The organism is Dyadobacter sp. CY323, assembly GCF_021390245.1.
Taxonomy (GTDB): Bacteria; Bacteroidota; Bacteroidia; order Cytophagales; family Spirosomataceae; genus Dyadobacter.
This window is the reverse complement of the sequence record NZ_JAJUXH010000028.1, coordinates 1-12,707: the sequence shown is the minus strand read 5'-3', so window position 1 is coordinate 12,707 and position 12,707 is coordinate 1. Positions and strand designations below refer to the sequence as shown.

The 12,707-nt window shown below is 44.9% G+C and carries 8 protein-coding genes; 6 read left to right on the top strand and 2 right to left on the bottom strand.

Annotated elements, in window-relative coordinates; translation table 11 throughout:
* Window position 1: 1 nt before the first annotated feature.
* A complete protein-coding gene (locus LZG72_RS26430; RefSeq protein ID WP_233878154.1) occupies window positions 2–1,366 on the bottom strand; it encodes a sigma-54 dependent transcriptional regulator in 1,365 nt (454 codons plus the stop codon).
* Window positions 1,367–1,717: 351 nt separating this feature from the next.
* Here LZG72_RS26430 and LZG72_RS26425 point away from each other — a divergent pair, with 351 nt between their 5' ends.
* The gene (locus LZG72_RS26425) at window positions 1,718–2,965 is read left to right on the top strand and encodes an efflux RND transporter periplasmic adaptor subunit (RefSeq protein WP_233878219.1); all 1,248 of its coding nucleotides are present in this window, start codon (window positions 1,718–1,720) and stop codon (window positions 2,963–2,965) included.
* A gap of 133 nt (window positions 2,966–3,098) precedes the next feature.
* Here LZG72_RS26425 and LZG72_RS26420 read toward each other — a convergent pair whose 3' ends face one another.
* Window positions 3,099–3,458 carry a four helix bundle protein gene (locus tag LZG72_RS26420; RefSeq protein WP_233878153.1) on the bottom strand — a complete coding sequence of 120 codons (360 nt, stop codon included), beginning with the start codon at window positions 3,456–3,458 and terminating at the stop codon, window positions 3,099–3,101.
* Window positions 3,459–3,548: 90 nt separating this feature from the next.
* Here LZG72_RS26420 and LZG72_RS26415 point away from each other — a divergent pair, with 90 nt between their 5' ends.
* The 5 genes from LZG72_RS26415 (at window position 3,549) to LZG72_RS26395 (ending at window position 12,457) form a co-directional block, all read left to right on the top strand.
* Window positions 3,549–4,226 (top strand): ABC transporter ATP-binding protein, encoded by a 678-nt coding sequence (locus LZG72_RS26415; RefSeq protein WP_233878152.1) that lies wholly within the window; start codon window positions 3,549–3,551, stop codon window positions 4,224–4,226.
* Between the two features lie 175 nt (window positions 4,227–4,401).
* The gene (locus LZG72_RS26410; protein ID WP_233878151.1) at window positions 4,402–4,998 is read left to right on the top strand and encodes a hypothetical protein; all 597 of its coding nucleotides are present in this window, start codon (window positions 4,402–4,404) and stop codon (window positions 4,996–4,998) included.
* Window positions 4,999–5,012: 14 nt separating this feature from the next.
* A complete protein-coding gene (locus LZG72_RS26405) occupies window positions 5,013–7,391 on the top strand; it encodes an ABC transporter permease (protein WP_233878150.1) in 2,379 nt (792 codons plus the stop codon).
* A gap of 155 nt (window positions 7,392–7,546) precedes the next feature.
* The gene (locus tag LZG72_RS26400; RefSeq protein ID WP_233878149.1) at window positions 7,547–9,976 is read left to right on the top strand and encodes an ABC transporter permease; all 2,430 of its coding nucleotides are present in this window, start codon (window positions 7,547–7,549) and stop codon (window positions 9,974–9,976) included.
* A gap of 108 nt (window positions 9,977–10,084) precedes the next feature.
* Complete coding sequence (locus LZG72_RS26395) at window positions 10,085–12,457, top strand: ABC transporter permease (protein WP_233878148.1); 2,373 nt, start codon at window positions 10,085–10,087, stop codon at window positions 12,455–12,457.
* Window positions 12,458–12,707: the final 250 nt, after the last annotated feature.

The window sequence follows — 12,707 nt, the reverse complement described above, 5'->3', positions numbered from 1 at the left end:
CTCACAAACCGTATTTTTCCATTCGTCTGTAGAGCGCTGCACGGCTCAGGCCCAGCTCGCGGGCGGCGTCGGTGATGTTGCCATTGAACCGCTTCATGGCTTTCACGATCATGGTTTTTTCCATGTCTTCCAGGTCAAAACCCGTTGCCGTGGCTGGTTGGCCGCCAGAACTTTTCAGGAAGAGATCGTCAGGCTGAAGCGTTTTTTCTTGTGATAAAATAACAGCGCGCTCAACGGCGTGCTGCAATTCCCGGATGTTTCCCGGCCAATTGTACTGCTGCATTTTCTTGATCAATGCGCTGCTGATATCATTCACCGGACGGTTGTATTTCTTGGCGTATTGTTTGAGGTAAAAATCAGCCAGCGCACCAATGTCTTCCGGACGGTCGCGGAGTGCGGGGAGGTCGAGCTCGATGGTATTGATGCGGTAAAGCAAATCCTGGCGGAATGACTTGTCGGCCACCATTTTCTCAATATTCATATTGGTCGCGCAAATGAGCCTTACGTCCAGCGCGATCGGTTTGTTAGAGCCTACCCGCGTTACTTTTCGTTCCTGGATCACGGTCAGCAACTTTGCCTGGAGGGACAGAGTTAGGTTCCCGATTTCGTCCAGAAAAATGGTACCACCCTTTGCTTCCTCGAATCGGCCTGCACGATCTTCTTTTGCATCGGTGAATGCACCTTTTACATGCCCGAAAAGCTCACTTTCGAAAAGAGATTCACTCAATGCACCGAGATCGACGACAACGAACGGTTTATCGGCTCTTTTGGAATGTTGATGTACGTGTTTGGCGAGCTGGGTCTTACCGGTACCGTTCTCACCTAAGATAAGCACATTGGCATCGGTAGCGGCTACACGTTCAGCGGTGGCCAGTACCTGCTGCATGATATCGCTCGACGCGACGATGGCTTCCGAGGATGATTTGCCTTTCTTCTGATCTTCTTTTACTTTTTCTTCCGGCACAGGAACCGGCTTGTCTTTCCCTTCGAGAGCTACTGCAATGGTATTGAGTAACTTATCATTTTCCCATGGTTTTAAAACAAAATCAATTGCGCCGGCTTTAATCGCCCGGATCGCCATTTCGATGTCGCCATAAGCGGTAATCATGATCACTTTTGAAGCCGGATTAATATCCAGAATGCGATCGAGCCAATGAAAACCTTCCCGGCCGCTATTCACGTCGCGTGTGAAGTTCATATCCAGGAGGATGAGGTTGTAATCGCCATTCGTCACCAGAAAAGGCAGTTTCTGAGGATTTTTTTCAATGTCAACCGTTTTTGCATGTCGTTTCAAAAGCAGTTTTGCTGCGCTGAGAACGTCTACATCATCGTCAATGATCAGGATTTTGGCTTCGGAGAGTTGCATGGCTGTTCTGAAATTGCCGCTGCCTTCAGGCAGCGGTGATTGAAAGTTGGAAAGATAATATATGTAATTTGAATATAATTTTATAGGAAGTTAAAAAGTCACTATTTTAACTTTTTAAGGCTAAAAAAAATCCTGTCCGCAGCCGAACAAAAATGTCCGATAACGAACATTTAGAGCGCTTTTAGATTATGTAATGAAGTTGATATTCAGACTATTGTACTCGATTCGTCTCTGTGGCACAGGGATTGGATAAGTGTATGAAAGTTCAAAAGCGAATCTCAATAAAAACATATAATGGAAGTCAGGACACCTAACGCAACAAATAATAACGGTTTCACCGGCGGCTCGTCTATGGATAAGATTAAACCAAAGAAATTCTGGACAACGCAGCGGATCGGAATCATTGCAGGCAGTACGCTGCTGGTTGCTTTTTTAGTATATCAATTCTTTTTCGCAGATAAAAGAAGCAAGCTTAATGTAGAACAGGACAAGCTCACGGTGTCAACCGTCAGTCAGGGGAAATTTGATGAATTCATTGTCGTGACCGGCGTTGTGCAGCCATTGAAAACCATTCAGCTGGATGCGATCGTGGGTGGATATGTGACAGAGAAATTGATTGAAGGCGGTAATATGGTAAAACAGGGTGATATCCTGCTCCGTCTCGAAAACCAGAACCTGAAACTGAGCTTCCTGCAGTCAGAAACAGAAGCAAGCCGATTGGTTAATGATCTGCAAAATACCCGTCAGAGCTTGAAAATTGCACGATTTACGCTGCAAAAAACATTAAGTGACCTGGATTTCCAGATCGATCAGGCGAAAGATGCGCATGAACGAAATACAAAACTTTACAAAGATAAAGTGATCCCGGACGCGGATTTTCTTAAAACAAAACGGGATTATGAAAAGCTGGTAAGACAAAGAGAGATCGAAATCGAATCGCAGAAATACCAGGAAGAAAACGCTGTAATGCAGATCTCCCAGCTTGAAAAGACATTGCAAAGCACGCAGAAAAACGTAAGTCTGTGGAGGCAAACTCTTGACAACCTTGTAGTTAAAGCTCCGGTTTCCGGGTTGTTGTCTTCCATGAATGTGGAAGTAGGGTCAAACATCAACCAGGGCCAGAATATCGGTCAGATCGATGACTTGAATGGGTTTAAAATGCGTGTCAGCGTGGATGAGCACTATATTTCACGGATTTTCGCAGGTCTGACAGGTTCCATGGAATTCAATGGAAAGGATTATGCACTTAAAATCATTAAAATATATCCCGAGGTTTTGAGCGGAAGATTTGAAGTAGATATGGATTTCGATAAAGGAGCCCCTGAACTGATTAAAAGAGGACAGTCCGCACCGATCCGCGTTCAACTTGGTCAACCTTCGCAGGCTACTTTGCTTCCAGTCGGCGGCTTCTTCTCTGAAACAGGCGGCAACTGGGTATATGTTCTTTCAGAAGACGGCAAACGCGCCGCAAAACGCAGCATCACACTGGGCCGCAAGAACCCCGAATATTTCGAAGTACTGGAAGGCCTGAAACCAGGCGAAAAAGTAATCACCAGTTCGTATGAGAACTTCGGGGATAATGAGGTGCTGGAATTTTAGGGAAAGGGGGGGAGGGGAAGAGTGGGAGGATGGAGAATGAGGGAGGGAAGGAGAATGGAGGAGAGGGAGGATGGAGGAGAATGGGGGAGAGGGAGGAACGTTGAGTGTTGTTTATTTTTTAGGAGTTGATCTCTTAGAAATTTGATTCTCTGGTTTTGATTAGATTTTGAATCATTGCTGATAAAATCTGACTTTTGGATATCAAATCGTTCCCTTTTTCTGACGTAATCAAACCTATTCCGATGGCAATAAAGATTTGAGTTCTTAATTCACCTGATGATCCTTTAGCGATTCTTAAAAACCGGATAAACTCTTTATTAGAATGACGTTCAAAACCCTCGGCAATATTGGAAGGAACAGAAACAGAGGCTCTACACATTTGGTCCCTGAGGCCAAAATCTTTGCAGTCGTGAAGCATTTCATATACAAGGATGGATAATGACAGGCCGTCCTGCCAGACTTTTAAATCTTCAAATTTTTCAACTTTTGACATAACAATTAGGATTGGTGATTGAAATAAGTGTAATGATATTAAATTATCCCTTTTCTTCCTTTCTCCCTTTCCTCCAAAACTTTAAAGCCAATGATCAAAATTGCCAACATGCACAAGGTCTTTTCTACTGAAGAAGTGGAAACCACTGCCTTGAACGGAATTGACATGGATGTCAAGGACGGAGAATTTGTAGCGATAATGGGACCTTCCGGTTGCGGAAAATCCACGTTGCTCAACATTCTCGGACTGCTTGATAATCCAAGTGAAGGTTCGTATGAGTTTTATGGAACAGAAGTTGCGAAAATGTCTGAACGCCAGCGTGCACAGATCCGTAAAGGAAACATTGGTTTCGTTTTCCAGAGCTTCAACCTCATCGACGAGCTTACCGTTTATGAAAACGTGGAACTTCCATTGCTTTATCTCAAAACTCCTCCTGCAGAACGTAAAGAGAAAGTAGAAGCCGCGCTGACCCGCATGAACATGATGCACCGCCGCAACCACTTTCCACAACAGCTTTCAGGTGGGCAGCAGCAGCGTACCGCCATCGCCCGTGCCGTTGTAGCTACCCCAAAAACAATACTTGCGGATGAGCCGACAGGTAACCTTGACTCCAAAAACGGAGAAGAAGTAATGAACCTGCTGAGCCAGCTAAATGCATCGGGAACGACCATTCTGATGGTAACTCACTCCCCATACGACGCCGGTTTCGCTCACCGCATCGTCAATCTGTTTGACGGCAAGATCGTTACGGAGAAAGTGCATGTGTAGGGGGAGCTTTTGGCTTTTAGCTTTTAGCGACTAGCTTTTAGCTTTTAGCTTTTTTAGAATGGAATGCTGGAACTCCTTAGTAATGCAAAAACTTGCTAACAGCTAACAGCTAACAGCTAACAGCTAACAGCTAACAGCTAACAGCTAACAGCTAACAACCATACCAAATTCGACCATGAAAAAAATCCTTACAATCCTGCTGGCGGGCGTGAGTACGCTGGCGATCGCGCAAAAGAAATCCAATCTGAGCAGAAGCATTGACGATGACGGAAAGACTTTGTCGATCCAGGTAACGGGAACAATCGACGGAAGGGAAATCAGCTTTGATAAATCCTTTGACGTCGCGGATATGAGTAAGGAAGAACGCATTGCATTGCGGGATAAAATTCTGGATTCGATCGGCTCCGGTAATATGCAATTGCCAGAACCACCCAAACCGCGCACCAAGCCCTGCCCTGCCATACCCTCGCCTCCCGAGCCGCAGGAATCAATGGATTTTTCTTCTGTGGAGGTAAATGCAGACCCAGTTTATCAGGCAAAACCTCCGGTCCCGGCGTCGGTGAGTTCCGATGAAAAGGGGTTTACCAAACACGTCAAATATAATCCTGAGTCAGGAGAAATGTTTTTGAGATACCGCTTCATGAAAAACAATGAAGAGTATATCTACGAAAAAACAGTAGATGCATTTGAAAAAACAGAAGGCCAGCGCCAGCGTATCATCAATGATTTTGAGAATGAAATAGAATTGCCTGGCAAAGGAATCGACATGTAAACTGGTAGTGTCTTATGTTTAAAAACTATCTCAAAATCGCATGGAGGAACCTTGCCAAAAACAAGGTGTTTTCTGCCATCAACATTCTCGGTCTGACCATCGGCATTACATGCTGCATGATGATCTTTTTGTATATCCTGAATGAATTTGGCGTTGACAAATTCCATTCGCAGCGAAAAGACCTATACCGGGTAATGCGGAATATGGAGATGAATGGGAGTATGGTCGGCGTACCTTACTTATCTGGTCCGTATGCGCCGGCTTTGCTGAACGACTTTTCGGGTTTGATCAAAACGGCGGTACGTGTAATGCCTTCCGGCGGTTTGGTTACGCTGAAAAACAATTCATTCACCGAAAAGAAACTGTACATCGCAGATTCCAACTTCTTTTCAGTATTCACTTTTCCACTTTTGGCAGGTAATGCAGCGACGGTCCTGAAAGATCCGGCAAGTGTTGTACTTACCGAAAAAACGGCTAAGAAATATTTCGGAAATGAAAATCCGCTCGGCAAGATCATTGAACTGGACAAAACATTAAAGCTGAAAGTTACCGGCATTGCCAAAGATGTACCTTCGAATTCCCACCTGGATTTTGATCTGGTTATGCCCATTTCCAATTATACACATGAGGAATGGTTCGATGTCTGGATCAATAACAACAATTTCACCTACGTATTACTTGACAAGAATGTCACCAAAGAGGCGCTAGAAAAGCGTTTTCCTGCTTTCATGGATAAGTACCTGGCCAAAGACATGGCGAGGTTTGGAGCAAAAATAGGCTTGTCGCTGACTCCATTATCGGAGATTTATTTTGAACCACATTCTGCATTTGATAATGTAAAACACGGAGATAAGTCGGTAGTTTACATATTTTTATCTATCGCCGCATTGATCCTGCTGATCGCCTGCATCAATTTCACAAACCTCTCGACCATCCGTGCCGTGGAGCGTTCGAAGGAAGTGGGTATGCGAAAAGTCATGGGGGCTTTGCGTAACCACCTCGTTTACCAGTTTATCGGAGAGTCGGTTCTGCTCACACTGATATCCTGCCTGCTTTCTGTCCTTTTGCTAATTGCGCTAATGCCGGTTTACAACCATTTATTAGGTTATAGCCTCACCATCTCCTGGAATGCAGCGCCACTTTATTTATTTCTCTCCGGTGTCATTGTCATAGTTGGGTTTTTGTCGGGAAGTTACCCTGCCATTTTCCTTTCGGGATTCAGCCCGATACAGGCATTGAAAGGAAAACTGAAACTTGGAAAAGGCGGCGCGTTTTTCAGAGAAACGCTCGTGGTGATCCAGTTCAGCATTTCCGTATTCCTCATCATCGGGACCGTGATCATTATGACGCAAATGCGCTTCGTAAAAAACATGGAACTCGGTTACAATCAGGAACATTCGATCGTGATGAATGTCAACAATGACATTTATACAAATCAAAAAGCATTTAAAACGGAGCTGGAAAACCTCGGGACCGTTTCATCCGTTTCGTTTATGTCAGGAGAACCGGGCGGGTTTTTCGATATGCATACACTGAAAGCAGAAGGTCGGAATGATCTGGTTTGGAAGTCCAGAGTATCGTTTACCGATTTCGATTATGTTAAAACATTGGGATTGAAGATTATTGCGGGCAGAGATTTTTCCCACGAATTTTCAACCGATACAACCGAAGCCGCATTGATCAACCGGACTGCGGCGAAATCACTGGGTTATACGCCGGAGCAGGCAGTTGGGAAATGGCTGCAAAACACCATCCGGGATCCAAAAAAGCGCAGGATTGTGGGTGTGGTTGAAGACTTCAATTTTCTTTCGTTAAAAGAAAAAATGGACGCGCTCGTGATCACACCCGGAGATGATTACCGGGTGGCAGTCGTGCGGCTGAAACCTGGCAATGTAACCAAAGCATTAGCAGACGTCAAAGGTGTATTCAGCAGTATTTCGGCATCCTATCCATTTGAATATACTTTTTTAGACCAAAAATTCGACGAGCTTTATAGAACGGATATCAGGCAGCAAACCATTCTGAGTATTTTTGCAGGACTTGCCATTTTCATTGCATGTCTGGGCTTGTTCGGTCTTGCATCTTTCACGGCTGCCAAACGTACCAAAGAGATTGGGGTGCGTAAAGTTTTAGGATCTTCTACGAACAGCATTGTAGTCTTGCTGGCAAAGGAAATGCTTAAACCAGTATTGCTGGCGACTCTTATAGCGATTCCGCTGGGCTATTTTGCAATGAACAGCTGGCTGCAAAATTTTTCATACCGAACACCAATGCATTGGTGGATATTCCTTTCCGCCGCGCTGATTACTATTGGCATAGCATTGTTTACAATCAGCTTCAAAGCCATAAAAGCAGCATTAATGAACCCGGTCAAGTCGTTGAGAAGTGATTAGAGAGGATGAAAGGGTAGAAAGGAGAAGGGTTAAAGGGTAGAAAGGAGAAAGGTCAAAGGGATGAGGTATTGCTGATCCTTTTTAATCAATTATCCTTCCTCCTTCAGTCCATCCTCCCTTCCTCCGGTCCTTCCTCCTTCAACCTTTTAACTTTTATGCTCACCAACTACCTCAAAATCGCCTGGCGGAATCTTCGTAAACATAAGTTTTACTCGTTTCTGAATATTTTTGGATTATCACTTGGACTGGCGAGTTGCCTGCTGATTTCCCTGTACGTGATCGACGAGCTCAGTTTTGACCGTTCGTTTTCCAATGCAGAGCGGATTTACCGGGTCAATTCAGATATTCGGTTTGGAGGTGCTGATATGAAACTGGCCGTGGCACCAGATCCTCTGGCTTTTACATTAAAGAAAGATTATCCCCAGATTGAACAGGTTACACGGATACGTGAACATGGCAGTCAGCTTGTGAGACGTTCCAATTCAACCGAAAATCTGAAAGAGGAAAACGTCTATTACGCCGATTCGACGTTTTTTAATGTATTTTCATCGCCATTGATCGCAGGTGATCCTAAAAAAGCGCTCGTCGAACCCTATACAATTGTACTTTCCGAAAAAGATGCAGCCAAGTATTTTGGTACTGAAAATCCATTAGGTAAAACGCTTGTGGTAGACTTCGATAAAACATACACAGTGACGGGCATAATGAAAAATATGCCCGCACGGTCCCACCTCCGGGATTTGAATATGCTGCTTTCGATGAGTACGTATGGAGAAAGCAGGCTAGGTGCCTGGGGCAGCCATAATTTCAATACCTACCTGCTGTTCCGCCCGGGAGTGGATCCCAAGCAGTTTGAGAAGAACTTCGATACCGTTCTTGAAAAATACACAGGCAAATGGATTCAGGCTTTTTTGGGAGCATCCCTGGATGAAGTCCGCAAGTCGGGAAGTTACATCCGTTACTCCCTGATGCCACTCACAGACATCCATTTGCATTCCGACCGTACGGCAGAAGTGAGTGTAAATGGAAACGTTCAGTACGTATATATATTTGCGGCAGTAGCCGCCTTTCTGCTCGCCATTGCCTGCGTTAACTTCATGAACCTTGCCACGGCGCGTTCGGCAAACCGGGCGAAGGAGGTTGGCGTACGTAAAGCCCTGGGCTCCGAACGATCGTCACTCATCACTCAGTTCCTCACCGAATCAGTGATGCTGAGCTTCTTTTCCATTGCTTTGGCTATTGTCCTCGCTTATGTGGCACTGCCGTTTTTCAATAATCTGGCGAGTAAGCAGGTTACATTTCCTTTGCAGGAAGTGTGGTTTTGGGTTGTGATACTTCTAACTGGTGGTGTTGTGGGCTTGCTGGCGGGCAGTTATCCCGCACTTTTCCTTTCTGCGTTCAAGCCATTAAAGGTTTTGAAAAACAGCGTAGAGTTACAGGAAAAGGGAGGTTACCTGCGCAATGCGCTCGTTGTGTTTCAATTTGTGATCTCCGTGATGCTCATTGTGGGCACGGGCGTGATTTATCGTCAGCTGAATTTTATCCAGACCAAAAAATTGGGTTTCAATAAGGATCAAATGCTGATTGTGAATGATGCCTATGCACTCAACAATCAGGTGAAGGCCTTTAAAGAACAGGTTATGCGGATCCCGAATGTGGAAAGCGCCACCGTAACAAGCTTTCTTCCAACGCCTTCTTCCCGGACCGATCATACGTTTTTCCCGGTGGGGGAAATTCAGCAAGACAAAGGGATCAATATGCAAAAGTGGGCCGTTGACTATGATTTTGTAAAAACCATGGGGTTACAAATGGCAAACGGCCGCCCATTCCAGGAGGAATTTCCATCTGATTCTACCGGCATTGTCATCAATGAAGCTGCCGCAAAAGTGCTGGGATACGCCGATCCCGTCGGGAAACGGATATTTGGATATGAAGACGAAACTTTAAAGCAAAAAATAACCTACACGATCATCGGGGTGGTGAAAAATTTCCATTTCGAATCCTTGAAGAAAAATATCGGTGCATTGAGTTTAGTGCTTTACCGAAGCAATGGAAATGTGGTTTTTAAATTAAATGGAGGTAATGTGGCTCAAACCGTGGGTCAGGTTGAGCAGCTGTGGAAGAAAATGGCGCCGGCACAGCCATTCAGCTACCGGTTCATGGACGAAGATTTCAATGAGGTTTACCGTAGCGAGCAGCGGGTAGGACAGATCTTCATCACGTTTGCAGCGATTTCCATTATCATCGGCTGTTTGGGATTGTTCGGTTTGTCGGCATATACCGCCGAGCGGCGGACAAAGGAAATCGGTGTGCGGAAGGTGCTCGGTGCAAGTGTAACGAATATTGTCACACTGCTTTCGAAAGAATTTTTAAGACTGATTATCATTGCCATTCTGATCGGCATTCCTATCGCCTGGTTCGGCATGAACCAATGGCTGAACGATTTTGCCTATCACGTAGATCTGGCCTGGTGGATGTTCCTGGCGGCAGGGGGAATAGCAATCACAATCGCATTGCTTACCGTAAGCTTCCAAAGCATCAAAGCAGCGTTAATGAACCCAATGAAGTCGTTGAGGAGCGAATAACGTCGGCTGTCGGCAATCGAAAGTGGGGTAATTGATTGATATACAGTTGCTAAATATAATCTTATTATAAAAGTGCCGAAAGCTGATCGCCGCCGGCCGACCGCCAATATGCTCCAAAACTATCTCAAAATCGCATTTCGTAATCTCACGAGAAACAAGGTTTTTTCGCTGATTAACATTGCCGGGTTGTCGCTAGGACTTACCTGCTGCATGCTTATTGTGCTTTATACAAAAGACGAAGTCAGTTTTGACAGGTTTCAGCAGAATCGCGACCAGTTATACAGGGTTAAAGTGACGGTTTCCGAAGAAAAAGAAACGCGCACGATGGGTAGCACCAATGCGGTTCACGGGCCGGGTTTTAAACAGGAAATTCCGGAGATTAAGGAATTTGTGAGAATGCAGTCGAGTTCGTTTGTGGCTCGGAAAGGCAGTGATCTGCTCAATGAGAATATCGTTTTCGCGGATGCTAACTTTTTTACGGTATTCTCTATGCCATTGGTCGCCGGAGATCCTAAAACAGTGCTTTCCGACATCAAATCCATTGTTTTGACGGAGCAACTGGCTGAAAAATACTTTAATACCACAGATGCGGTCGGAAAAACCATCGACCTGAAAATCGAAGATGCATTTGAGAGTTTCATTGTGTCCGGAGTAGCGAAAAACTGCCCGCAAAACTCTTCTATCCAGTTTAATGCGGTACTGCCATTCAAATTTCAGGAGGCGAGGGGCTGGACTGATAACGAATGGCTCGGGTTTTACATGAACACATTTGTTTTGCTGAACAAGAACTCAAATGCACTTGCGGTAGGCCCGAAAATGAGCCGGATTTTTGCGAAAAAGCTCTCGGAATCCGGGGTGAAAGATTTCAAAAATAATATCACTTTTAGCATTCAGCCGTTCAGCGAAGTCCATCTGGACAGTGAGTTGGGTGATCTGAGAAATGGGCTCGACCGGGGAAGCAGCCCGATTTATTCCTACATACTTTCCGCAATCGCGATTTTCATTCTGACCATTGCCTGTATCAATTTTGTGAACCTGACGGTGGCGAGGTCCCTGAAACGCGCAAAGGAAATTGGTGTGCGGAAGGTGGTAGGCGGTTTGCGGAAACAACTCGTTTACCAGTTTTTGGGGGAATCTTTTCTACTGGCATTCGTGGCGTTCGTTCTCGCCATTGTGCTGACACAAACCGTTTTGCCCACATTCAATGAGCTGGCGAACAAGGAACTGGCGCTTTCTTATCTGCTCGATACCAATCTTGTTGCGGGCTATTTTGCATTATTTTTAATGACCGGATTTGTGGCTGGTTTTTACCCGGCATTGATTCTTTCAGGATTTAGTCCGGTGCAGACTCTTTACAACCGGGCCAGACTTACCCAGAAAAATTACCTGACCAAAGGATTGGTCGTATTTCAATTTGCAATGTCGGTTTGCCTGGTGATCGGTACCATCGTCATTTATTCCCAATTCAAATATCTGACTAATAAAAACCTGGGCTATAATGATAAAAACCTGCTGAGTTTCAGTGTCGGCAGAGGCGGTAACACAGCAATGGATGTGATCAAAGCGGAACTTGGAAGTGTTGCGGGAATTCAGTCGGTGGCATCGTTTAATGGCAATTACAACGGAACAGTCGCCAAAGTAGACCGGAAAGATATGAGTTTCGGTTACATTGGCGTGGATGATTATTTTCTGAAAACCCTGGAAATTCCGGTGTTGCGGGGGCGTAACTTTTCCAAAAGTTTTCCGTCTGATCCTACGCAGTCCGTGGTAGTTAATGAGGCGTTTGTGAGAGAGGCGGGGTGGAAAGATGGCGTGGGGAAAGAGGTTGATTTTGAATGGAAAAAGCAGAAATTGAAAATCGTCGGCGTGATCCGGGATTACCATTATGCCTCATTGAAAGACACGATCAAGCCATTGATCCTCACCCAGGACCCGAATTACAGACTGGGTACCATTTATGCAAAACTGAATCCAAGAGACATTCCTGCTACCATCAGGTCCATTGAAACCATTTTTCGCAAGCATATCAAGCTAATGCCTTTTGAATACAAATTCGAGGATGTAAGTAATTTGAAAAGGTATGAATCAGAAGCGAAATGGAAGGAAATGATCACGCTGGCGGCTATATTGTCCATTTTCGTGTCGTGCATCGGATTGTTCGGACTGGCCACTTTCAATGCGGAAAGTCGCGTGAAAGAGATCGGGATCCGCAAGGTAATGGGCGCGTCAATCGCCAGTATCACGACATTGCTATCGTTTGATTTCATTAAACTGGTGCTGATCGCGATCGTAGCAGCTTTACCGATTTCAAACTATGCAGTCAACATCTGGTTGCAGGATTTCCCGTACCGGATCGATATTTCGTGGTGGTATTATCTCCTGGCAGCAACGCTGGCAATCTCCATCGCATTACTAACAGTCGGATTCCAAAGTATCAAAACAGCGATGGTAGATCCGGTGAGGTCGTTGAGGAGTGAGTAGTTGTTGGCTGTTAGCTATTAGCCGTTAGCTGTTAGTCTTTTTATCTAGTAGGGTAAGTATAATTATTACCGGTTTTGTATTCATTAAAAAGCTAAAAGCTAAAAGCTAAAAGCTAAAAGCTAAAAGCTAAATGTCATTGCCTGAAATAGGTTGCCTTCAGTTTTGAAGTTATTAATAAGATTAGAATTGAATTAAACATTGATTTGGATTGTGGTTAGCAGCCTGGGAACCAGTCCAAATATTGAGTTTA

Excerpts from the sequence above, each read along its gene's own strand:
- LZG72_RS26430 (WP_233878154.1), bottom strand. The coding sequence starts at position 1,366 with ATGCAACTCTCCGAAGCCAAAATCCTGATCATTGACGATGATGTAGAC.
- LZG72_RS26425 (WP_233878219.1), top strand. The coding sequence starts at position 1,718 with ATGGATAAGATTAAACCAAAGAAATTCTGGACAACGCAGCGGATCGGA.
- LZG72_RS26420 (WP_233878153.1), bottom strand. The coding sequence starts at position 3,458 with ATGTCAAAAGTTGAAAAATTTGAAGATTTAAAAGTCTGGCAGGACGGC.
- LZG72_RS26415 (WP_233878152.1), top strand. The coding sequence starts at position 3,549 with ATGATCAAAATTGCCAACATGCACAAGGTCTTTTCTACTGAAGAAGTG.
- LZG72_RS26410 (WP_233878151.1), top strand. The coding sequence starts at position 4,402 with ATGAAAAAAATCCTTACAATCCTGCTGGCGGGCGTGAGTACGCTGGCG.
- LZG72_RS26405 (WP_233878150.1), top strand. The coding sequence starts at position 5,013 with ATGTTTAAAAACTATCTCAAAATCGCATGGAGGAACCTTGCCAAAAAC.
- LZG72_RS26400 (WP_233878149.1), top strand. The coding sequence starts at position 7,547 with ATGCTCACCAACTACCTCAAAATCGCCTGGCGGAATCTTCGTAAACAT.
- LZG72_RS26395 (WP_233878148.1), top strand. The coding sequence starts at position 10,085 with ATGCTCCAAAACTATCTCAAAATCGCATTTCGTAATCTCACGAGAAAC.